This is a genomic window from Microbacterium testaceum, from assembly GCF_029761935.1.
In the GTDB taxonomy this organism is placed as follows: Bacteria; Actinomycetota; Actinomycetes; order Actinomycetales; family Microbacteriaceae; genus Microbacterium; species Microbacterium testaceum_A.
Window position 1 is genome coordinate 1,159,139 of record NZ_CP121699.1, and the last position, 21,150, is coordinate 1,180,288.

General features: G+C 69.7%; 22 protein-coding genes. 3 read left to right on the forward strand and 19 right to left on the reverse strand.

Annotated features, from left to right (window positions below):
• The 14 genes from QBE02_RS05695 to prmC all read right to left on the reverse strand — a co-directional run bounded on the left by QBE02_RS05695 (nt 1) and on the right by prmC (nt 11,987).
• A complete protein-coding gene (locus QBE02_RS05695) occupies nt 1-699 on the reverse strand; it encodes a DUF5684 domain-containing protein (protein ID WP_279367478.1) in 699 nt (232 codons plus the stop codon).
• A gap of 107 nt (nt 700-806) precedes the next feature.
• Nucleotides 807-1,556 (reverse strand): YaaA family protein, encoded by a 750-nt coding sequence (locus QBE02_RS05700; RefSeq protein WP_279367479.1) that lies wholly within the window; start codon nt 1,554-1,556, stop codon nt 807-809.
• A gap of 72 nt (nt 1,557-1,628) precedes the next feature.
• On the reverse strand, nt 1,629-1,889 hold the full coding sequence (locus QBE02_RS05705) for a F0F1 ATP synthase subunit epsilon (RefSeq protein ID WP_056227136.1): 261 nt from the start codon (nt 1,887-1,889) through the stop codon (nt 1,629-1,631).
• 1 nt (nt 1,890) lies between these two features.
• Nucleotides 1,891-3,339: a F0F1 ATP synthase subunit beta gene (atpD, locus tag QBE02_RS05710; protein ID WP_056227133.1), complete on the reverse strand. Its 1,449-nt coding sequence runs from the start codon at nt 3,337-3,339 to the stop codon at nt 1,891-1,893.
• 22 nt (nt 3,340-3,361) lie between these two features.
• On the reverse strand, nt 3,362-4,261 hold the full coding sequence (locus tag QBE02_RS05715) for a F0F1 ATP synthase subunit gamma (RefSeq protein WP_056227129.1): 900 nt from the start codon (nt 4,259-4,261) through the stop codon (nt 3,362-3,364).
• A 24-nt stretch (nt 4,262-4,285) separates the two neighbouring features.
• On the reverse strand, nt 4,286-5,917 hold the full coding sequence (atpA, locus tag QBE02_RS05720) for a F0F1 ATP synthase subunit alpha (RefSeq protein ID WP_056227128.1): 1,632 nt from the start codon (nt 5,915-5,917) through the stop codon (nt 4,286-4,288).
• Between the two features lie 62 nt (nt 5,918-5,979).
• Nucleotides 5,980-6,768 (reverse strand): F0F1 ATP synthase subunit delta, encoded by a 789-nt coding sequence (locus tag QBE02_RS05725; RefSeq protein WP_279367480.1) that lies wholly within the window; start codon nt 6,766-6,768, stop codon nt 5,980-5,982.
• Nucleotides 6,768-7,325, reverse strand: coding sequence for a F0F1 ATP synthase subunit B (locus QBE02_RS05730; protein ID WP_279367481.1), 558 nt, complete (start codon nt 7,323-7,325; stop codon nt 6,768-6,770). Before QBE02_RS05730 ends, QBE02_RS05725 begins: the two co-directional genes overlap by 1 nt.
• A 35-nt stretch (nt 7,326-7,360) precedes the next feature.
• Nucleotides 7,361-7,594, reverse strand: coding sequence for a F0F1 ATP synthase subunit C (gene atpE, locus QBE02_RS05735; protein ID WP_043360904.1), 234 nt, complete (start codon nt 7,592-7,594; stop codon nt 7,361-7,363).
• 44 nt (nt 7,595-7,638) lie between these two features.
• Entirely contained in the window at nt 7,639-8,307 is a 669-nt protein-coding gene (gene atpB, locus QBE02_RS05740; RefSeq protein WP_400377686.1) for a F0F1 ATP synthase subunit A, read from the reverse strand.
• Between the two features lie 355 nt (nt 8,308-8,662).
• The gene (locus QBE02_RS05745; RefSeq protein WP_056227123.1) at nt 8,663-9,151 is read right to left on the reverse strand and encodes a hypothetical protein; all 489 of its coding nucleotides are present in this window, start codon (nt 9,149-9,151) and stop codon (nt 8,663-8,665) included.
• Entirely contained in the window at nt 9,148-10,320 is a 1,173-nt protein-coding gene (locus QBE02_RS05750) for an MraY family glycosyltransferase (RefSeq protein ID WP_056227121.1), read from the reverse strand. Before QBE02_RS05750 ends, QBE02_RS05745 begins: the two co-directional genes overlap by 4 nt.
• A complete protein-coding gene (locus QBE02_RS05755) occupies nt 10,317-11,054 on the reverse strand; it encodes an L-threonylcarbamoyladenylate synthase (RefSeq protein WP_279367482.1) in 738 nt (245 codons plus the stop codon). Before QBE02_RS05755 ends, QBE02_RS05750 begins: the two co-directional genes overlap by 4 nt.
• A 39-nt stretch (nt 11,055-11,093) precedes the next feature.
• Nucleotides 11,094-11,987 carry a peptide chain release factor N(5)-glutamine methyltransferase gene (gene prmC / locus QBE02_RS05760; RefSeq protein WP_279367483.1) on the reverse strand — a complete coding sequence of 298 codons (894 nt, stop codon included), beginning with the start codon at nt 11,985-11,987 and terminating at the stop codon, nt 11,094-11,096.
• 98 nt (nt 11,988-12,085) lie between these two features.
• On the opposite strand from prmC, the gene cysK reads away from it, so the two are divergent.
• Genes cysK through QBE02_RS05775 form a run of 3 tightly spaced genes read left to right on the forward strand, consistent with a single transcriptional unit; the run spans nt 12,086 to nt 15,045 of the window.
• The gene (gene cysK, locus QBE02_RS05765) at nt 12,086-13,024 is read left to right on the forward strand and encodes a cysteine synthase A (protein ID WP_056227115.1); all 939 of its coding nucleotides are present in this window, start codon (nt 12,086-12,088) and stop codon (nt 13,022-13,024) included.
• Between the two features lies 1 nt (nt 13,025).
• On the forward strand, nt 13,026-13,595 hold the full coding sequence (epsC, locus tag QBE02_RS05770; RefSeq protein ID WP_144782146.1) for a serine O-acetyltransferase EpsC: 570 nt from the start codon (nt 13,026-13,028) through the stop codon (nt 13,593-13,595).
• Nucleotides 13,596-13,644: 49 nt separating this feature from the next.
• Nucleotides 13,645-15,045 (forward strand): amidase, encoded by a 1,401-nt coding sequence (locus QBE02_RS05775; RefSeq protein ID WP_279367484.1) that lies wholly within the window; start codon nt 13,645-13,647, stop codon nt 15,043-15,045.
• Nucleotides 15,046-15,154: 109 nt separating this feature from the next.
• Here QBE02_RS05775 and QBE02_RS05780 read toward each other — a convergent pair whose 3' ends face one another.
• From QBE02_RS05780 to thrC, 5 genes are all read right to left on the reverse strand, one after another.
• A complete protein-coding gene (locus QBE02_RS05780; protein ID WP_279367485.1) occupies nt 15,155-15,748 on the reverse strand; it encodes a GrpB family protein in 594 nt (197 codons plus the stop codon).
• Nucleotides 15,749-15,757: 9 nt separating this feature from the next.
• Complete coding sequence (gene prfA / locus QBE02_RS05785) at nt 15,758-16,834, reverse strand: peptide chain release factor 1 (RefSeq protein WP_279367860.1); 1,077 nt, start codon at nt 16,832-16,834, stop codon at nt 15,758-15,760.
• An 18-nt stretch (nt 16,835-16,852) separates the two neighbouring features.
• Complete coding sequence (rho, locus tag QBE02_RS05790; RefSeq protein ID WP_279367486.1) at nt 16,853-18,985, reverse strand: transcription termination factor Rho; 2,133 nt, start codon at nt 18,983-18,985, stop codon at nt 16,853-16,855.
• Between the two features lie 153 nt (nt 18,986-19,138).
• Nucleotides 19,139-20,071, reverse strand: coding sequence for a homoserine kinase (gene thrB / locus QBE02_RS05795; RefSeq protein WP_279367487.1), 933 nt, complete (start codon nt 20,069-20,071; stop codon nt 19,139-19,141).
• Entirely contained in the window at nt 20,068-21,150 is a 1,083-nt protein-coding gene (gene thrC / locus QBE02_RS05800; protein WP_279367488.1) for a threonine synthase, read from the reverse strand. Before thrC ends, thrB begins: the two co-directional genes overlap by 4 nt.

Genomic DNA, 21,150 nt, shown 5'->3' on the forward strand with positions numbered 1-21,150 from the left:
TCAGACCACGGGTCCGGCCGGCGGGGGCGGGGGCGTGGTGCCCGTCGCGGGCGGCGGCGGAGTCGTGCCGGTGGCCGGCGGGTTGTACGACAGCGGGGCCGGGGGCGTGCTGCCGTAGCCGGGAGCGCCGTACCCGGAGCCGCCGACACCCGGGCCGCCGTTGCCGGAGACCTGCTGGGAGGGCTGCACGGGGATGCCGTTCCACACCGTCTTGTCGGCGAGGAAGGAGTTGGCCCAGGGGGCGGGGCGGATGGCGGGGTTCCACGGGTTGTTGCCGAACGCGAGGATCGCGAGGAAGATCCACTGCCCCAGGGGGCCGAGGATGAACAGCAGCAGGATCGGCCACTCACGACCGAACTTCGCGTTGACGCGGTACGACACCATGATCAGCGCGACCACGATCGCGATGCCGGCCAGGAAGTTGAGGATCGGGATCGCCGTCGCCACGACAAGGGCCAGGATGACCCATGGCGAGAGGTCGCCCAGCTTGGCGAAGACCATGTAGTTGTAGATCGGGACCCAGGCGCGCCACTTGCCCTGGACGCCGGCCTTGTCGAAGATGCGCATCAGAAGGAATGCGCTGATGACGTATCCGGCGATGGAGAACAAGAAGATGAACAGGTAGACGATGCCGACCAGAGCGGCTTCGGCTCCGCTCGTCGTCCCGTAGTCGCTGTAGGCGAGATAAGTAGTGTTCACGAGGTTCCTCTCGTACGGAGTCGTGCGCGTCGCGCGGCACCGGCGGGGCTCTCCCGCGCCTCACATGCTAGCGAAGCTGAGACTTTCCTGACAGGGGCACGCCCATGTCATGCAATGAGCGCCACCTCGCCGGCCTCCCCCGGGCGGACCACCCACCCCGCGTCGGACGCCCAGCTCACGAACTCGTCGAGCGAGGCGATGCGGACGCCCTGGGACGCGAGGGATCGCACAAGCTCACCCTTCGCGTGTTTGTTGAAGTGGTTGAGCGCGCGAGTCCGACCACCCGAGTCCTCGCTCATGACCCGCACGTAGGCCGAGGGGACACTCCCCGGCAGCGGCCCGAGAGCCGCGTACGCCTCCGAGCGCAGGTCGAGGACGAAGTCGGGTCGGCGCTGCGCCCACGCCTGTCGAACGGCATCCGCCCAGATCCGCCGCAGAGCCGGGGCGCCGGGCAGCGACGTCCCCGCCGCGAGGCGATACGGCGGGATACCGTCGAGGGCACCGACCGGCCCGAACGGCGCCGACTGGATGAGGACGTGCTCGCCGAGCCATGAACGGGATGCCGCATCAAGGGACGCGGCATCCAGGGCGTCGAACAAGACCCCGGTGTAGCGATCGATCGCCGGCATGGTCGGCGCCGTGCGCACCGCGGCGTTGTCGGCGATCTCGTGCCGACGCTTCGCACTGATCTTCAGTACGCGCGCCGCCTCGTCCTCATCGGCGGACAGCGCGACCAGCGCGGCGACGACCGTTTCGCGCGCGTCCCGGAGAGAAGGGAGCGCGAGGGACGCGAGATCCAGCATCGGGCCGACGCCGCCGGGGCGCTTGGTCTCGGACGGAGGGAGCAGGACGAGCATGGGAACCTTCGGGAAAACAGCGACGCGCGCCGCCCGGAGATCCGGGCGACGCGCGTCGGCGATGAAGCGGCGTCAGGAGACGAGAGCGGCGTTTCCGGCGACGATGGTGAGTTCGTCGTCGGCCATCGACAGGAAGCCGTCCTCGGCGTTGGCCAGGATCTTCGTGCCGTCGGTGCGGGTGATGCGCACCTCGCCCTGGGCGAGGATCGCGAGCACCGGCTCATGCCCCTGCATGAAGCCGATCTCACCCTCGACGGTCTTGGCGACGACGAGCGTCGCCTCCCCCGTCCACACCTCGGCGTCTGCCGACACCAGGCTCACGCGCAACGACATGTCAGCCGTTCTCCTTCTGGATCTGCGCCCACTTAGCCTCGACGTCGGAGATGCCACCGACGTTGAAGAACGCCTGCTCGGCGACGTGGTCGAAGTCACCCTTGACGATCGCGTCGAACGACTCGATGGTCTCCTTGATCGGGACCGTGGAGCCCTCGACACCGGTGAACTTCTTGGCCATGTAGGTGTTCTGGGAGAGGAACTGCTGGATGCGGCGTGCACGCGACACGACGATCTTGTCTTCCTCGGAGAGCTCGTCGACACCGAGGATGGCGATGATCTCCTGCAGTTCCTTGTTCTTCTGGAGGATCTGCTTCACGTTGGTGGCGACGCGGTAGTGGTCGGCACCGATGTAGCGCGGGTCGAGGATGCGGCTCGTCGAGGTCAGCGGGTCGATGGCCGGGTACAGACCCTTCGACGCGATCTCACGCGAGAGCTCGGTGGTGGCGTCGAGGTGCGCGAACGTGGTCGCGGGAGCCGGGTCGGTGTAGTCGTCGGCGGGGACGTAGATCGCCTGCAGCGAGGTGATCGAGTGACCGCGGGTCGACGTGATGCGCTCCTGGAGCACACCCATCTCGTCGGCGAGGTTCGGCTGGTATCCCACGGCGGAGGGCATGCGGCCGAGCAGCGTCGAGACCTCGGAACCGGCCTGCGTGAAGCGGAAGATGTTGTCGATGAACAACAGCACGTCCTGCTTCTGCACGTCACGGAAGTACTCGGCCATCGTCAGGGCCGAGAGGGCGACGCGCAGACGCGTTCCCGGCGGCTCGTCCATCTGGCCGAACACGAGGGCGGTCTTGTCGAAGACACCCGCCTCCTCCATCTCGGCGATGAGGTCGTTGCCCTCACGGGTGCGCTCACCGACACCGGCGAACACCGACACACCACCGTGGTCCTGCGCGACGCGCTGGATCATCTCCTGGATGAGGACGGTCTTGCCGACACCGGCACCACCGAACAGACCGATCTTTCCACCCTGCACGTAGGGGGTCAGGAGGTCGATCGACTTGATGCCGGTCTCGAACATCTCGGTCTTCGACTCGAGCTGGTCGAAGCTGGGCGCCTTGCGGTGGATGCCCCAACGCTCGGTGACCTCGATGGTCTCGCCGGGGGCGCCGTTGAGCACCTCGCCGGTCACATCGAAGACCTTGCCCTTGGTGACGTCGCCGACGGGCACCGAGATGGGGCCGCCGGTGTCGCGCACTTCCTGGCCGCGGACCATGCCGTCGGTGGGCTTGAGCGAGATGGCGCGGACGAGGTCGTCACCGAGGTGCTGGGCGACCTCGAGGGTGATCTCGGTCGACTCGTCACCGATGGTGATCGTCGTCTTCAGAGCGTTGTAGATCTCGGGGATCGCGTCATGCGGGAACTCGATGTCGACGACCGGGCCGGTGACGCGCGCGACGCGTCCGACGACGGCCGCGTCGGTCTTCTCGGCGGTGAGGCTCATGGCTTCTTCTCTCCTTGGGAACTTACTTGCCGGATGCCAGGGCATCGGCGCCGCCGACGATCTCGGCGATCTGCTGCGTGATCTCCGCCTGACGCGCGTTGTTGCGCAGGCGGGTGTAGTCGGTGATGAGCTTGTCGGCGTTGTCGCTGGCCGACTTCATGGCCTTCTGCGTCGCGGCGTGCTTGGCGGCCGACGACTGGAGGAGGGCGTTGAAGATGCGGCTCTGGACGTAGACCGGCAGGAGCGCATCGAGCACGGTCTCTGCATCCGGCTCGAACTCGTAGAGCGGATACACCTCGGCCTGGGCCGGAGCCTCGTCCGCCTCGAGGACCTCGAGGGGAAGAAGACGGACCGACTCGGGCGACTGCGTCATCATGCTGACGAAGCGGTTGTACACGAGGTGGATCTCGTCGACGCCGTCGTTCTCGCCACCGGCACGGTAAGCCTTCAGGACGGCATCCGAAATCTCTTCCGCCGTCGAGAACTGCGGGGTGTCGGTGTCGCCGACCCACTGTGCGACGCTCGCCATGCGACGGAACTGGAAGTACCCGACGGCCTTGCGCCCGACGAGATAGAACACGACCTCTTTGCCCTGCGAACGGAGCAGCTCGGCCAGCTCAAGCGCCTCACGGAGGATCTGCGAGTTGAACGCGCCGGCCAGGCCGCGGTCGGAGGTGAAGACGACCAGGGCCGAGCGACGGATGTTCTCACGCTCGGTGGTCAACGGGTGATCGACGGAGGAGTGAGTGGCCACCGCGGAGACGGCGCTCGTGACGGCCCGCGCGAAAGGGGATGCCGCGCGCACACGCGCCATCGCCTTCTGAATGCGTGAGGCCGCGATGAGCTCCATCGCCTTGGTGATCTTCTTGGTCGTCTGAGCAGAAGAGATCTTCTGCTTGTAGACCCGTAGCTGTGCGCCCATGATTTACGTCCGTGTCCTCGCTCCTCAGCGACGGCCTTTGACGATCCGCTCCTGGTTCACGTCTTCCGCCTCGGCGGCGTCGACCTTCTCGGCGCCGACGACGCCCTGGTCCTTGCCGGGCTGGAACTCCTTGGTGAAGGCGTCGATCTGCTTCTCGAGCTCGGCGAGGGTGTCGTCACCCAGCGCGTTGGTCTCGCGCAGCGTGTCAAGCACGGTCGAGTTGCGGCGGAGGTAGTCGAGCAGCTCGCGCTCGAAGCGGAGCACGTCCGAGACCTCGACGGTGTCGAGCTTGCCGTTCGTGCCGGCCCAGATCGAGACGACCTGCTCCTCGACGGGGTACGGCGAGTACTGCGGCTGCTTGAGCAACTCGGTCAGACGCGCACCGCGTGCAAGCTGACGACGCGAGGCCGCGTCGAGGTCGCTCGCGAACATCGCAAAGGCCTCGAGCGAGCGGTACTGCGCCAGCTCGAGCTTCAGGGTTCCGGAGACCTTCTTGATCGACTTGACCTGAGCGTCACCGCCGACGCGCGACACCGAGATACCCACGTCGACCGCGGGACGCTGGTTGGCGTTGAACAGGTCGGACTGCAGGAAGATCTGGCCATCGGTGATCGAGATCACGTTGGTCGGAATGTACGCCGAGACGTCGTTCGCCTTGGTCTCGATGATGGGAAGACCCGTCATCGAACCCGCGCCGAGCTCGTCGGACAGCTTCGCGCAACGCTCGAGCAGACGCGAGTGCAGGTAGAAGACGTCGCCGGGGTACGCCTCGCGGCCCGGCGGGCGGCGCAGGAGCAGCGAAACGGCACGGTAGGCCTCGGCCTGCTTCGACAGGTCGTCGAAGATGATGAGGACGTGCTTGCCGCCGTACATCCAGTGCTGACCGATGGCCGAGCCGGTGTAGGGGGCGAGGTACTTGAAGCCGGCGGGGTCGGAGGCGGGGGCCGCGACGATGGTGGTGTACTCCATCGCGCCGGCCTCTTCGAGCGCGCCCTTCACCGAAGCGATGGTCGAGCCCTTCTGGCCGATCGCGACGTAGATGCAACGCACCTGCTTGTCGACGTCGCCGGACTCCCAGTTCGACTTCTGGTTGATGATCGTGTCGATCGCGATGGCCGTCTTACCGGTCTGTCGGTCGCCGATGATGAGCTGACGCTGGCCGCGGCCGACGGGGATCATGGCGTCGATGGCCTTGATGCCGGTCTGGAGGGGCTCGTGCACGCTCTTGCGCTGCATGACGCCGGGCGCCTGGAGCTCGAGGGCGCGGCGACCCTCGGTCGCGATCTCGCCGAGACCGTCGATGGGGTTTCCGAGCGGGTCGACGACGCGACCCAGGTACCCGTCGCCGACGCCGACCGAGAGGACCTCACCGGTGCGGGTGACGCTCTGGCCTTCTTCGATGCCGGAGAACTCGCCGAGCACGACGACACCAACCTCGTTCTCGTCGAGGTTCTGGGCGAGGCCGAGCGTGCCGTCCGCGAAGCGGATGAGCTCGTTGGCCATGACGCCGGGAAGGCCCTCGACGTGAGCGATACCGTCGGCCGCGTCGACGACGGCGCCGACCTCGGTCGCCGCGGCGCCGGTGGGCTCGTAGGCGTTGACGAAGTCCTTCAGCGCGTCACGAATGACGTCGGGGCTGATAGAGAGATCTGCCATTGTCTTCCTTCGTTCGTGGGGCACTCGGCCCCCAGATCCACGCCCACTCGGGCGGAAAGTCTTCAGCCGGCGATGCGCTGGCGGAGGTCCGCGAGGCGTGCGGACACGCTCGCGTCGATCACGTCGTCGGCGACCTGCACACGCAGCCCACCGACCACGGTCGGGTCGATCACGGTGTTCAGCGTGACGGCCGAACCGTAACGTGCGCTGAGAGCGTTCTGGAGGCGGGACTGCTGGTCGGCGTTCAACGGCGTCGCCGCGAACACCGTCGCGACGATGCGCGCGCGCTGCTCGGCGACGATGCGCTCAGCGCGACGCAGGAGCGCACGGACGCGACGACCGCGCGCGTGCTCGACCAGCGACGACACGATGAGTGCGGTGCCCGCGCTCGCCCGGCCGTCGAGGAGCTTCGAGACGAGAGCCCCCTTCGCCGACGCGCCGCCGAGGCGGCCGCCCAGCGCCAGCTCGAGTTCGCCGTGGGAAGCGACGGTGCGCGAGAACGAGAAGAGCTCGGCCTCGATGTCCGCGTCCTCGGCGACCGAGGTCGCGAGCACAGCGAGCTCTTCGAGTCCTTCGACGAACTCCGCGGAGGTCGACCAGCGCTGCTGCGCGGCACTGGTGAGCAGCGCCACGGTCGCGGGCCGGTACGAGGCTCCGAAGACGCCGGACACCAGACCCGCACGGGCGGCGGGCGGCACCGACGAGTCGGACAGCGCGCCGCTCAGCTGCGCCGAGCCGCTCACGGCACCGACGGCCGCGAACAGTTCGCGCGCGACGTCGAGATCGACACCCGAGGTGGAGGCCAGGGCCTCCGCGGTCGCGGTCCGCGCCTGAGTGGTCGCGCTGCCCATTACTTGGCCGCCTTCTCGGAAGCCTCGAGCTCGGCGAGGAAGCGGTCGACCACGGCGTTGGCGCGCGCGTCGTCCGTCAGGGTCTCACCGATGACGTTGCCCGCGAGGTCGACCGCGAGGGTACCGACCTCGGAACGCAGCTGCACGAGGGCCGTCTGACGCTCGGCCTCGATCTGAGCGTGCGCGGACGCGGTGATGCGAGCGGCCTCGGCCGACGCGGTCTCCTTGGCCTCGGCGACGATCTTGCGACCGTCCTGAGTGGCGTTCTCGCGGATCTCACCGGCTTCTTTGCGCGCCGCGGCGAGCTGGGCGGTGTACTCCTCGAGGGCGGCCTCGGCCTGTCGCTGAGCCTCGTCGGCCTTGGCGATGTTGCCCTCGATGGCAGCACTGCGCTCGTCGAGCAGCTTCGCCATGCGCGGCAGAGCGACGCGCCACACCACGAAGATGATGACGACGAAGCACACGGCCGACCAGATGATGTCGTAGACCGCGGGAAGCAGCGGGTTGTGCGCTTCCCCCGCGGGCTCCGCGGCGAGAGTGACAAGAGCGTTCAGCATCCTGTCTCCTTACAGTGAATCGAGAGCGGCCGGGATCAAGTGAAGATGAAGCCGGTTGCGATACCGATGAAGGCGAGCGCCTCGGTGAAGGCGATACCGATGAACATCAGGACCTGCAGGCGGCCCGCGAGCTCGGGCTGACGAGCGACGCCCTCGATCGTCTTGCCGACGACGATGCCCACGCCGATGGCGGGACCGATGGCGGCGAGACCGTAGCCGATCGTGGCGACGTTACCGGTGACCTGGGCGAGAACCGTAGTTGCGTCCACGGGTTTTTTCCTTTCGTTGGGTGGCTCGGCGTGCGCCGGGCCGCTCAGTGCTCTTCTGCGACCGCGAGCTGGATGTAGACCGCGGTGAGGATCGCGAAGACGTACGCCTGGAGGAAGGCGACGAAGATTTCGAACAGGGTGAAGGCGAAGCCGAAGGCGAGGGAGCCGGCGCCGAGCGCGGTCCACCATCCGCTGAGGTCCACCACGAAGAACTGCGTCGCGGCGAAGAACAGCACCAGCATGAGGTGGCCGACGACCATGTTCATCAGCAGTCGCAGCGTCAGGGTGACGGGGCGGATGATGAAGGTCGAGAGGAACTCGAGCGGGATGATCAGGATGTAGAGGAACCAGGGCAGCCCGGGAGGCATCAGCGAGTTGCGGAAGAAGCCGCCGGGGCTCTTCTTGATGCCCGCGTAGATGAAGGTGACGTAGGCCACGATCGCGAGAAGCATCGGAACCGCGATGACGCTGGTGCCGGCGATGTTCAGGAACGGGATGACACCCGTGATGTTCATGAACAGCACCATGAAGAAGATGGTGGTGAGGATCGGCAGGAAGCGCTTGCCGTCCTTGCGGCCGAGGATGTCCTCGGCGATGTTCACGCGGACGAAGTCCAGGCCCATCTCGACGACGCTCTGGAAGCGACCGGGGACCACCGTCATGCGACGCGTGCCGACGACCAGGAGCGTGACCAGAACCACCGTCGCGAGCATCTGGATGAGGTTGATGCGCGTGATCGCGAACATCGTGCCCTCGAACAGCACCGCGTCGGGGAAGAACTCCGAGATGGAGGGCGGGTGGAATTCCGCACCCGCAGACGCGAAGTTCGTGATCAGGGTCGCAGCTTGAGTAGTCAGCGCTGGCTCCAGCTTCGGGGCATCGGTGTGAACCGTTGCGACGATGGTCGGTGATTGTGACCCGAAGAGCGAGCTTGGAGAAGAATTCCAATCGCGGGTGGGTACTCGTCCACCCTATCAAACTCCCGGCGGATCCATGAGTCCGCCCGGTGCGATCGTCTCGGCACCGGACTAACGTGCCGCCGCCGACCGCACCATGGGATACGGCCGCTCAGGAGCGACGGTCGCCCGCCTCGGGGTCGGTGGGCAGGGTCACGTCGCTGACGCTGGGGATGCGCATGCGCAGCAGGACGACCACGTCGACCGCGAGCGAGGCGATGACGCTGACGACGAGCGCGACGTAGAACACCACGGGGTCGACCCAGCCCTGTCCGCGCAGCACGACGATCGCCACGATGAACAGGATGAGCTTGAGCAGCCAGCCACCCAGCACGATGCCGAAGAAGATCGGGACGTAGAGCGGATCGCCGAACCACCGGTTCGCCACCAGGATGCTGATGGCCGTGACGGCGAGGAAGATCGCGCTGACCGCGACGCCGGACAGAGCGCTGCCGAGGCCGCCCCCTCCCCCGACGAGGAATCCGATGACGGCACCGAGCACGAGGAGCACCGCCGTCACGATGCCGCCCCAGACCAGGGCGGTGCGCAGCACCGGGGTACTGGAGAGGGGACGACGAGGGGCGGGGGAAGCACTGCTCATGAGGGGGACTCCGGTCGGGTGGGTCGGGGGCGGCGGGACAGCCGCAGTCGGTGCTGGGAGGGCAGAAGGGTGAGAACGACGCACGCGATGACGCCGATGACACCGAAGACGATGCCGAAGGCGTAGTCGCCGGGCCAGCTCTGCTGGGTGCCGATGTACATCAGCAGGAACGCGAGGCTCACCACGGCCGTCCAGCTGTAGAAGATGAGGACTGCGTCGCGGTCGGTGTGCCCCATGTCGAGCATGCGGTGGTGCAGGTGCTTGCGATCCGGCGAGAACGGCGACCTGCCCGCCCACTGCCGGCGGGCGACCGCGAGACCGAAATCGAGCAGGGGCAGCAGGACGATGACCACGGGCAGCAGGATCGGGATGAACGCACCGAGCAGCTGCGACCGGCCGATCTTCTCGGGATCGAGCACTGCCGGGTCGAGCTGACCGGTGATGGCGACGGCCGAACTGGCCATGAGCAGCCCGAGCATCAGGGCCCCCGCGTCTCCCATGAAGAGCTTCGCCGGCGTCCAGTTCATCGGGAGGAAGCCGAGGCACGCCCCCACGAGGACGGCCGCGATGAACGACGCGAGGTTGAAGTAGGTGCTCGCTCCGGTGTCGCGCACGAGCAGGTAGGAGTACGCGAAGAAGACGCCGTTCGCGATCAGGCAGACGCCGGCGACGAGACCGTTGAGTCCGTCGATGAAGTTCACCGCGTTCATCACGACCACCAGGGCGAACACGGTCAGCAGGAAGCTCACCCAGCTGGAGCCGACCGTCAGGGCGCCGATCGGCAGCGAGAGGATCTGCAGTTGGCCGAACCAGGCGATGATGCCCGCGGCGACGAACTGCGCCCCGAGCTTGATCATCCAGTCGAGGTCCCAGAGGTCGTCGGCGACGCCGACGAGCACGATGAGCAGGACCGCCCCCAGCAGGGACAGCACCGGCACGGGGTCGATCCAGAAGATCGCGAAGTAGGGGTTGCGGCTCGACAGGGCGAAGGCCGCCACGACGCCGAGGAACATCGCGACTCCGCCGAGGCGCGGCGTCGGCGTCTTGTGCACGTCGCGGTCGCGGATGCCGGGGTACAGCTTGAACCGCAGCGCGAGCTTCCACACCACCCACGACAGCGCGAGCGTGACCGCCGCCGTGAACAGGATGGTGAGGAGGTATTGGGTCACGGACCCGGCGCCTCGGCGTCCGGGGTCGTTGCGGCGGGGGCGGCGAGCGGGTCGACGACCTCGTCCACGGGGTCGGGCTCGAGCAGGTCGCCCACGACGGCGCGCAGCCGGTCACGCGAGATCGCGCCCTCGCGCAGCACCCGGATCTGCGGCTCCGCTCCCCCGACGAGCGTGGTCGCGTCGATGATGGTGGAGGCGATGCCGGTCTCGCTGACGCCTGCGTCGAGGTAGACCGCGACGCTGTCGCCGAGCATGTCGCGCGCGGAGTCGATGTTGACGGCGGCGGCGCGTCCGGTGAGGTTCGCGCTCGACACGGCCAGCGGGCCGGTCTCTTCGAGGAGTTCCAACGTCATCTTCTGCGCGGGCATGCGCACGGCCACCGTGCCGTGGGTGTCTCCGAGGTCCCACGAGAGCGAGGGCTGCGCGGGCAGCACGATGGTCAGGCCGCCCGGCCAAAACTCGCGGACGAGGTCGTCGACGGCGGGCGGGATCTCGGCAACGAGTGCCCGCAGCGTCCCCACCCCCGGCACGAGCACGGGGGGCGGCTGCTGGCGGCCCCGGCCCTTCGCCTCGAGCAGGCCGGCGACGGCGCGCGCGTTGAACGCGTCCGCGGCGATTCCGTAGACGGTGTCAGTGGGGAGCACGACGAGTTCGCCTCGGCCGATCGCTTGACGCGCGTGGCGCATTCCGGACAGCAGCTGCGACTCGTCACGGCAGTCGTAGACGGGTGACATAACGCGCGCCAGTCTAGTCGCGCGCCACCGCCCGCGTCGTCAGGGGCGCACGGCGGTCGTAGCGCGATCCCGGGTCGTGAGGTCCGGGTGGGTCGCCGCCGATCGCCAGCCGTCGGCGGTGAGGATCTCGCGGATGGCCGCGCCCTGCCACTCCCCGTGCTCGATGACGATCGTCGCGCCGGAGTGGCCCAGCCGCAGGCCCACGCGACTGAGGTGGCGCACGGCATCCAGCCCGTCCGGTCCTCCGTAGAGCGCCGCGGGTGGGTCGTAGAGGCGCACCTCGGGATCGCGGGGTATCGCGTCGTCGGGAACATAGGGAGGATTGGATGCCACGACGGACACGGTTCCGTCGAGCTCGGGGAAGGCGTCGGCGAGGTCGACGAACGCGAGCGTGACGTTGTCCGCGCCGATCCGGGCGACGTTGTGCTTGGTCCAGACGAACGCGTCGACCGAGTTCTCCGCGGCGAAGACGCGGGCGTGGGGCACCTCGGTCGCCAGCGCCAGCGCGATCGCTCCGCTGCCCGTGCCGAGGTCGACGGCGATCGGAGCCTCCGACGCCGCCGAACGCAGGGCGTCGATGGCGAGCTGAGCCACCATCTCGGTCTCAGGACGGGGCACGAAGACCCCCGGTCCGACCGCGAGCTCCATCGATCGGAACGGGGCGAGACCCGTGAGGTGCTGGAGCGGCTCGCGGGCGGCGCGGCGATCTACGAGCGGCGCGAGGGCGCGGGCGGCGGGCTCCGGCATCCCGTCTCCGCGGATCGCGGCGGCCTGGACGCCCCCGCGGGTGGATTCGAGGACGTGGGCCACGAGCAGTTCGGCGTCGACCTGGGGGTCGGGAACACCCGCCGCGTTCAGTCGGTGAGCGGCCGCGCGCACGGTGTCGGCGACCGAAACGGCCGTGGGGGCGGGAGGCGGGACGGTTCCTGACATGACGGGAGCCCAGCCTAGTCGCGCAGCGTCACACAGCCGGCGGTGTCGGAGGGCTCACCTAAAATGAACGCGTCCCGACCGACGGCGAAAGGCGAGCCATGCCCGGCATCCACTCCGACATCACCTCTGCATTCGGCGACACGCCGCTGGTGCGGCTGAACCGCGTCGCGGAGGGCGTCGGCGGCCAGATCCTCGCCAAGCTCGAGTTCTACAACCCCGCCTCGAGCGTCAAGGACCGCCTCGGCATCGCGATCATCGACGCGGCCGAGGCCTCGGGCGAGCTGAAGCCCGGCGGCACGATCGTGGAGTCGACCAGCGGCAACACCGGCATCGCCCTCGCGATGGTCGGCGCCGCGCGCGGGTACAAGGTCATCCTCACGATGCCCGCCTCGATGTCGAAGGAGCGTCGCATCCTGCTCAAGGCGTTCGGCGCCGAGCTCGTTCTCACCGACCCGACCAAGGGCATGTCGCACGCCGTCGACGAGGCCAAGCGCATCGTCGCCGAGACCCCCGGTGCGGTGTGGGCCCGCCAGTTCGAGAACGAGGCGAACCCCGCTATCCACCGCAAGACGACGGCCGAGGAGATCCTGCGCGACACCGAGGGCAAGGTCGACTACTTCGTGGCCGGCATCGGCACGGGCGGCACCATCACGGGTGTGGGCCAGGTGCTGAAGGAGCGCGTGCCCGGGGTCAAGGTCGTGGCGGTCGAGCCCGCCGACTCCCCCGTGCTCACCAAGGGCCACCCCGGCCCGCACAAGATCCAGGGCATCGGCCCCAACTTCGTGCCCGCGATCCTCGATCGCGACATCATCGACGAGGTGATCGACGTCGAGTTCGACGACGCCATCCGCCTCGCCCGCGAGACCGCGGCGAAGGACGGCATCCTCGTCGGGATGTCGTCGGGCGCGGCCATCTGGGCCGCCCTCGAGGTCGCGCGTCGCCCCGAGGCGGCGGGCAAGAACATCGTCGTCATCATCCCCTCGTACGGCGAGCGGTACCTCTCGACGGCGCTCTACGAGCACCTGCGCGAAGACTGACGTGGGGGCCCTCTCCCGCGTCCGCGAAGACATCTCCTCCGCCAAGCTCCGCGATCCCGCGGCGCGCGGCGGCCTCGAGATCGCCCTGCTGTACCCCGGGCTTCACGCCGTGTGGTCGTACCGCATCGCGAACCGGCTCTGGCGACGGGGCCTGCGTTTTCCGGCGCGGGCCCTGTCGCAGGTGACCCGGTGGCTCACCGGGGTCGAGATCCACCCCGGCGCCACGATCGGTCGACGCTTCTTCATCGATCACGGCATGGGTGTCGTGGTCGGCGAGACGGCCGAGGTCGGCGACGACGTGATGCTGTACCACGGCGTCACCCTGGGCGGTCGTCAGCGCGAGGGCGGCAAACGCCACCCGACCCTGCACGACGGGGTGGCGGTGGGCGCGGGGGCCAAGATCCTCGGGCCGATCACGCTCGGTGCGCGGTCAGTCGTGGGGGCGAACGCCGTGGTCACCCGCGATGCACCGGCCGACAGCGTGCTCGTGGGCGTCCCGGCCAAGGCGCGCACGCGCCGCAACGGCGAGGACACCCGCGCGCTGCTGACCACCCCGGAGTACTGGATCTGACCGCCGCGGCGACTGTTTCCGTTCGGCCGGCCCGCCGTAGGCTCGGACAATGCCCCGACTGCACGATCTCTCGCTCGTGGCCCAGATCGACGGGCTCCGCAGCGGCGAGTTCTCGCCCACCGAGCTGACGAGCCGCTATCTCGACCGCATCGACCGCCACCGCGGTCTCGGCGCCTTCTCCGAGGTGACCCGGGATGCCGCGCTCCGACGTGCGGCCGATCTCCCTCGACCGGCCGACGGGTCGCTGTGGGGCGTCCCCCTGGCCGACAAGGACCTCGTCGCCCGCGCCGGAGTCCCCACGCGCTACGGCTCGCGCTCACGGATGAACCACGTGCCCGCGGCATCCGATCCCCTCGCCGCGGCCCTCGACACCGCCGGAGCGATCAACGTCGGCAAGACCAGCACCTCGGAGTTCGGTCTTACCGGCTTCACCGAACCGCTGATCCACGACCCGGCGCGCGACCCGTGGCGGCCCGCGGCCGGCGCGGGGGGCTCGAGCGGTGGCGCGGCGGTGGCGGTCGCTGCGGGACTCCTCCCCGCGGCCGTCGGGTCGGACGGGGGCGGCTCGATCCGCATCCCCTCGGCGACCGTGGGCGTCGTGGGCCTGAAACCCTCGCGCGGGCGGCTGCCGATCGGCTCGGGCTTCGACTCCCCCGACGGCCTGTCGGTCACGGGACCGATCGCGCGCTCGGTCGAAGACGCCGGTCTCCTTCTCGACGCCCTCGTCGGGCTCGCCCCCTTCTCGTACGCGACAGCCGCGCCCGGCGCCGGCCCCTTCGTCGACGCCGCGCGCCGCGACCCCGGTCGACTGCGCCTCGGGATCACCACCGTCTCGCCGTGGGACGACGACGAGGACATCGTCCTCGACGCCGACGCGCGCGCCGCCTTCGACACCGCCGCCGCCTGGCTCGACGACGCCGGGCACGCGGTGAAGGATGCCGACTGGCATCCGTTCGGGTATGCCGAGCTGTTCCGCGTGCTCTGGCGGGCGAGTGCCGCGCGCATCCCGCTGAGCGACGCCGATGCCGAGCTCGTCGAGCCCCTCACCGCGTGGCTCGTGCAGGAGGGGCGACGCCTGTCGGCGCTCGAGCTGCTCGGCGGACTCGCGGCCGCCCGGGCCTTCGAGCGCCGCATCATCGCTGACTTCTCGGCCTTCGATGCGGTGCTCACCCCCGCTCTCGCGCAGCCCCCGCAGCCGATCGGCTCGTACGCGGGGCACAGCCCCGAGCGCACGTTCGCGATGCAGGTCGAGTACGCGCCGTACTCCAGCTTCGTCAATGTCGCCGGGTTGCCCGCGATCACCGTGCCGGTGACGACGGATGCCGCGGCCCACCCCGTATCGGTGCAGCTCGTCGGCCGCCCCGGGGGCGAGGCCACGTTGCTGTCGCTCGCCGCTCAGCTCGAGGCGCGCCGGGGCCCGCTCCCCCACCCGCCCGCCTGGGACGCCTGACGCTCATCGCTTCACAGCGCAGGAGATCCGCCCGCGCCTAAGCGCCGACGCCGCTCCACGGACGGGTCACGGCCGTGGATCCTGCGTTGTGGTCTCGGAAGGGCGGCCGTCAGGGCAACAGGCCCGCCGCGGTGAAAGCGCGCGCGTAGATCTCGCGGATCACGCCCTCTTTGCGGGCGTTGTACTCGCTCATCAGGCCGTCGGCCGCGACCTCGCGCTTGACCGCGGCGTACCGCTGTCGATCCGACTCGTCGGCGCGCAGCCAGTCGCGGAAGAGGCGGTGCCGCGCGGCCTCGGGACTGTCGGGCGGCCACACGTGCAGGTTGGCGGCCGGCTCGGCCGAGACCAGGCAGCGGTGCCCGAGCCACCACGGCTCGCGCACGCGCAGCACGAACCCGAGCGCCTCGAGGGCCGGCACGTAGGCGTCCTCATCGTCGGTGTCGGCGACCGTCAGGTCGATGTCGATGACGGGTTTGGCGGCCAACCCCGGCACCGATGTCGAGCCGACGTGCTCGATCTCGAGCACACGGTCGCCCAGGGCGTCGTCGATCCGGGAGCGGAGCATCTCGAAGACGCCGTGCCAGGCGGCATCCGGATCCACGATCTCGATCTGTCGCACCTGCTCGGCGGGGCCGACCCACGGTGAGAGTCCGGGCGGGGGCGGGGTGTCGTCGAACGACACGATCTGAGCGGCGGTGAGCACCACCCGAGCTTAGGAGTCGGCGAGGGCCGCGAGGCGCGCTTCTTCGTCGGCGGTGATCGCCGACTCGATGATCGGGCCGAGGGCGCCGTCCATCACCTGGTCGAGGTTGTACGCCTTGTACCCGGTGCGGTGATCGGCGATACGGTTCTCGGGGAAGTTGTAGGTGCGGATGCGCTCGGAGCGGTCCATGCCGCGGATCTGCGACTTGCGCGCATCGGCGGCGACGGCGTCGCGCTCCTCCTGCTGCTTGGCGAGCAGGCGGGCGCGCAGCACGCGCATGCCGGCCTCGCGGTTCTGCAGCTGCGACTTCTCGTTCTGCATCGAGACGACGATCCCGGTGGGAACGTGCGTGATGCGCACCGCGGAGTCGGTCGTGTTGACGGACTGACCGCCGGGGCCCGACGAGCGGAAAACGTCGATCTTCAGGTCGTTCGGGTCGATCGCGACCTCTTCGGGCTCGTCGACCTCGGGGAAGACGAGGACGCCGGTCGTGGAGGTGTGGATGCGCCCCTGCGACTCGGTGGCGGGCACGCGCTGCACGCGGTGCACTCCGCCCTCGTACTTCAGGTGCGCCCACACGCCCTGCGCGGGGTCGCTCGAGGAGCCCTTGATCGCGACCTGGACGTCCTTGTAGCCGCCGAGGTCGGACTCGGTGCGTTCGAGCAGCTCGGTCTTCCAGCCCATGGATGCCGCGTACTGCAGGTACATGCGCAGCAGATCGGCCGCGAAGAGGGCGCTCTCGGCGCCGCCCTCGCCGCCCTTGATCTCCATGATCACGTCACGGGCGTCGTCGGGGTCGCGCGGGATGAGCAGACGCCGAAGGCGCTCCTGCGTCTCGGCCACGCGCTCCTCGAGAGCCGGGACCTCCTCGGCGAACGCGGAGTCCTCGCGGGCGAGTTCGCGCGCGGCATCCAGATCGTCGGATGCCGCGCGCCAGGCCTCGTAGGCGTGCACGATGCGACTGAGCTCGGCGTAGCGCCGGTTCACCCGTTTGGCGCGCGCGGCGTCAGCGTGGACCGCGGGGTCGTTCAGCTCGAGCTCGACCTCCCGGTGCTCGTCGAGCAGCCCGCGGACGGACTCGAAGATGCCGGAGTCGGACACGGCTCAGCGGATGCTGTTGTCGTCACCGCCGCGCGCGGGCGCCGGGATCGACTTCTGCATCTGCACCAGGAACTCGACGTTCGACTGGGTCTCCTTGAGCTTTCCGAGCACGACCTCGAGGGCCTGCTGGGGCTCGAGGCCGGCCAGCGCGCGACGCAGCTTCCAGGTGATCTTGACCTCGTCGTTCGACAGCAGCATCTCTTCGCGGCGGGTGCTCGACGCGTTGACGTCGACGGCCGGGAAGATGCGCTTGTCGGCGAGCTGACGGTTCAGGCGCAGCTCGCTGTTGCCGGTGCCCTTGAACTCCTCGAAGATCACGTCGTCCATCTTGGAGCCGGTCTCGACGAGGGCCGTCGCGAGGATCGTGAGCGATCCGCCGTTCTCGATGTTGCGCGCGGCGCCGAAGAAGCGCTTCGGCGGGTACAGCGCCGAGGCGTCGACACCGCCCGAGAGCACGCGGCCCGAGGTGGGGGCGGCGAGGTTGTACGCGCGGCCGAGGCGCGTGATCGAGTCGAGCAGCACGACGACGTCGCGACCGAGCTCGACGAGACGCTTCGCGCGCTCGATGGCCAGCTCGGCGACGGTGGTGTGGTCTTCGGCCGGACGGTCGAAGGTCGAGGCGATGACCTCGCCGCGCACGGTGCGCTGCATGTCGGTGACCTCTTCGGGGCGCTCGTCGACGAGCACGACCATGAGGTGGACCTCGGGGTTGTTCGTCGCGATCGCGTTGGCGATCTGCTGCAGCACGATCGTCTTACCGGCCTTGGGGGGCGCGACGATCAGGCCGCGCTGACCCTTGCCGACCGGGGCGACCAGGTCGATGATGCGCTGCGTGAGCTTCTCGGGACCGGTCTCGAGGCGCAGGCGCTCCTGGGGGTACAGGGGCGTGAGGTTGTTGAACTCGACGCGCGTGGCGGCGTCGTCGACCGACAGACCGTTGATCGAGTCGACCTGCACGAGGGCGTTGTACTTCTGGCGGCCCTGCTGCTCGCCCTCGCGGGGCTGCTTGATGGCGCCGACGACGGCGTCGCCCTTGCGGAGGTTGTACTTCTTGACCTGACCGAGCGAAACGTAGACGTCGCTGGGGCCGGGCAGGTAGCCGGTGGTGCGGACGAAGGCGTAGTTGTCGAGCACGTCGAGGACACCGGCGATGGGGACGAGCACGTCGTCTTCGCCGATCTCGGTCTCGAACTCGTCGCCCGTGGTGCTCTGGCCGCGGCGCTTGTTGCGCTGACGGTTGCGGCTGTTTGCCGCCCCGCCCTGCTGCTGCTGGGCCTGCTGTCCGTTCTGGGCGTTGTCGCGCTGGGCGTTGTCGCGCTGGGCGTTGTCGCGCTGGCCGCCCTGCTGCTGCGGGGCCTCGGCCTCGTCGGCGGCGGGCTGGGCCGGAGCCTCGGCCTTGTCGGCGTCGGTCTTGTTGCGGTTGCGGTTGCGCGAGCGGCTGCGGCCACGGCCGCGGGCCGGGGCCTCGTCGGCCTGCTCGGCGGCACCGTCGGCGGGCGCGGCGTCGGCCTGCTCGGCGTCGCCCTCGGCGGGCGCGGTGTCGGCGGCGGGCGCCTCGGCGGCGGACGCGTCAGCGGCGACCGCGGGGGTCTCTGTCTCGGCGTCGGCGGCCACGTCGGCGGCCGTGGTGACGGGGGTCGTCGCGGACTCGTCGGTCGCGGCCTCGGCGGCGGGCGCCTCGGCGGCGGCGGCGTCAGCGGCGGCCTTCTCTTCGGCGGCGGCGGCTTCGGCGGCGGCCGTCTCTTCGGCGGTCGCGCTCTTGGCGCGACGCGGGGCACGCTTGCGCGGGGCGCGTGCGGGCTTCTCGACCGGGGCCGCCTCTTCGGCGGCGGGCTCCGCGGCAGCAGCGGCGACAGGCGCCTCCGAGGCGGGAGCATCGGCAGCGGGTGCATCGGCGGCGGGCGCGTCCGCGACCGCTTCGGCCGGGGCCTGCGCGGCGAGGGCGTCGTCGGTGAACAGCGCCTCGGGCTGCGCGTCGGCGGCCGCCTCAGCGGGCTCCTCGGCCGCGGGGGCGTCGGCGCCCTCGGGGGTCTGTTCGGTGTCGGTGCCCTCCGCCGCAGCCGTGGGCTGCTCGTCGGCGGGGGTCTCGGCGCCCTCGGGCGCGTCGACGGGCTGGGTCTCGGAGATGGACTCCACGAGTGCTCCTCAGAAAATGAAACGTGATCAGATCGCGCTTCGCCGTGCAGAACGCAGACGAAGGACACCAGCGGTTCGGGAGACTGCAGCCGATACCGGGTTCGCGATGTGTTGCGGATTTCGCAGGTGGTGCAGAGGCTCAGATTCGCGAAGTTACGCGGAACCCTCTGCGTTTTTCACTGTACCACCCTTGACGTCGACGGCGAGCATGAGCGCCTGCCACGGGGTGTCGACCACGGATGCCATAAGATCCGCCGCCTCGAGTCGCTGCCCCGGCCCGTCGGCCAGCACCAGCACGCTGGGCCCGGCTCCCGACACGACCGCCGCGTACCCCTCCGCGCGGAGGGCCCGCACGAGCCGATCGGTCTCGGGCATGGCCTGCGCGCGATAGTTCTGGTGCAGCTTGTCTTCGGTCGCCGCCATCAACAGCTCGGGACTCTGCGTCATCGCCGCGATCAGCAGAGCCGAACGCGAGACGTTGAACACCGCATCCTCGCGCGGCACCTGCAGGGGCTGCAGGCTCCGCGCCACCGCGGTCGACATGGTGAAGCTCGGGACGAAGACCAGCGGAGAGACGCCGCGGTGGACGATGAGCTGCTTGTGCTGGGGGCCGGCGGCATCCATCCACGCGATGGTGAGTCCGCCGAACAGGCCGGGCGCGACGTTGTCGGGGTGGCCCTCCATCTCGGTGGCCAACCGCAGCAGATCGACGTCGCTCAAAGCGACCTCTCCCTCGAGCAGCCCCTTCGCGGCCAGGATGCCGGCGACCACGGCGGCCCCGGACGACCCCATGCCGCGCCCGTGGGGGATCACGTTGTGCGCCGTCAGTCGCAGCCCCGGCAGGGAACGACCGACCGAGGCGTACGTGTGCGCCATCGCGCGCACCACGAGGTGCGAGGCGTCGCGGGGGACGTCCGCCGTCCCCTCCCCCTCGACCTGGATCTCGAGCCGGTCGCCGTCGAGCTGCTCGACGACGAGCTCGTCGTAGACGCTCAGCGCGAGGCCGAGGGTGTCGAAGCCGGGCCCGAGGTTCGCGCTGGTGGCGGGAACGCGGACGGCGACCCGACGACCGGGGCCTGAGCTCACGCGGTCACCGGCTGCAGGTCGAGCACGGAGGCGACCTCCGAGGTGGCGGCGTCGACGACCGTGGGCGACACGTCGGTGCCGTCGGCACGGCGCAGGGCCCACTGGGGGTCCTTGAGACCGTGGCCGGTGACGGTGAGGACGACCTTCGCGCCGGCGGGCACGACGCCCGACTCGGCGCGCTCGAGCAGACCCGCGACGCTGATGGCCGAGGCGGGCTCGACGAAGATGCCCACCTCGCCGGCGAGGATCTTCTGCGCCTCGAGGATGCCGGCGTCGTCGATCGCGCCGAAGTAGCCGTCGGTGGCGTCACGGGCCTCGAGAGCCAGCTCCCACGACGCGGGGTTGCCGATGCGGATCGCGCTCGCGATGGTCTCGGGCTGCTTGACGACCTCGCCGCGCACGAGGGGGGCGGAACCGGCGGCCTGGAAGCCGAACATGCGAGGCACGCGCGTGGCGACGCCGCGGGCGGCCTCTTCGCGGTAGCCGCGCGAGTACGCCGTGTAGTTGCCCGCGTTGCCGACGGGGATGAAGTGGAAGTCGGGGGCGTCGCCCAGAACCTCGACGACCTCGTAGGCGGCGGTCTTCTGCCCCTCGATGCGGTCGGGGTTCACCGAGTTGACCAGGTGCACCGGGTAGTGGTCGGCGAGCTCGCGCGCGATCTCGAGACAGTCGTCGAAGTTGCCGCGGATCTGGATGAGTCGGCCGTTGTGCGCCACGGCCTGGCTGAGCTTGCCCATCGCGATCTTGCCCTCGGGTACGAGGACCGCGGCGGTGATGCCCGCGTGGGCGGCGTAGGCCGCGGCCGAGGCCGAGGTGTTGCCGGTCGAGGCGCAGATGACGGCCTTCGCGCCGTGCTCGACGGCGCGCGAGAGGGCCACGGTCATGCCGCGATCCTTGAAGGAGCCCGTCGGGTTCATGCCCTCGTACTTCACCCAGACGTCGGCGCCGGTGCGACGCGACAGCGCGGGTGCGGGCAGCAGCGGCGTGCCGCCCTCGCCCAGGGTGACGACGGTGGAGGCGTCGGTGACACCCAGACGGTCGGCGTATTCGCGGAGGACTCCGCCCCAGAGGTGTGCCAT

What these genes read in the sequence shown, in the direction of transcription:
- prmC (WP_279367483.1), bottom strand. Translation starts at nt 11,987, where the DNA reads ATGTCAGGAACCGTCCCGCCTCCCGCCCCCACGGCCGTTTCGGTCGCC.
- atpA (WP_056227128.1), bottom strand. Translation starts at nt 5,917, where the DNA reads ATGGCAGATCTCTCTATCAGCCCCGACGTCATTCGTGACGCGCTGAAG.
- QBE02_RS05725 (WP_279367480.1), bottom strand. Translation starts at nt 6,768, where the DNA reads ATGGGCAGCGCGACCACTCAGGCGCGGACCGCGACCGCGGAGGCCCTG.
- cysK (WP_056227115.1), top strand. Translation starts at nt 12,086, where the DNA reads ATGCCCGGCATCCACTCCGACATCACCTCTGCATTCGGCGACACGCCG.
- atpB (WP_400377686.1), bottom strand. Translation starts at nt 8,307, where the DNA reads ATGCTCGCGACGGTGGTTCTGGTCACGCTCCTGGTCGTCGGCACGCGT.
- QBE02_RS05745 (WP_056227123.1), bottom strand. Translation starts at nt 9,151, where the DNA reads ATGAGCAGTGCTTCCCCCGCCCCTCGTCGTCCCCTCTCCAGTACCCCG.
- QBE02_RS05775 (WP_279367484.1), top strand. Translation starts at nt 13,645, where the DNA reads ATGCCCCGACTGCACGATCTCTCGCTCGTGGCCCAGATCGACGGGCTC.
- QBE02_RS05700 (WP_279367479.1), bottom strand. Translation starts at nt 1,556, where the DNA reads ATGCTCGTCCTGCTCCCTCCGTCCGAGACCAAGCGCCCCGGCGGCGTC.
- thrC (WP_279367488.1), bottom strand. Translation starts at nt 21,150, where the DNA reads ATGGCACACCTCTGGGGCGGAGTCCTCCGCGAATACGCCGACCGTCTG.
- QBE02_RS05730 (WP_279367481.1), bottom strand. Translation starts at nt 7,325, where the DNA reads ATGCTGAACGCTCTTGTCACTCTCGCCGCGGAGCCCGCGGGGGAAGCG.
- atpD (WP_056227133.1), bottom strand. Translation starts at nt 3,339, where the DNA reads ATGAGCCTCACCGCCGAGAAGACCGACGCGGCCGTCGTCGGACGCGTC.
- QBE02_RS05715 (WP_056227129.1), bottom strand. Translation starts at nt 4,261, where the DNA reads ATGGGCGCACAGCTACGGGTCTACAAGCAGAAGATCTCTTCTGCTCAG.
- QBE02_RS05705 (WP_056227136.1), bottom strand. Translation starts at nt 1,889, where the DNA reads ATGTCGTTGCGCGTGAGCCTGGTGTCGGCAGACGCCGAGGTGTGGACG.
- QBE02_RS05755 (WP_279367482.1), bottom strand. Translation starts at nt 11,054, where the DNA reads ATGTCACCCGTCTACGACTGCCGTGACGAGTCGCAGCTGCTGTCCGGA.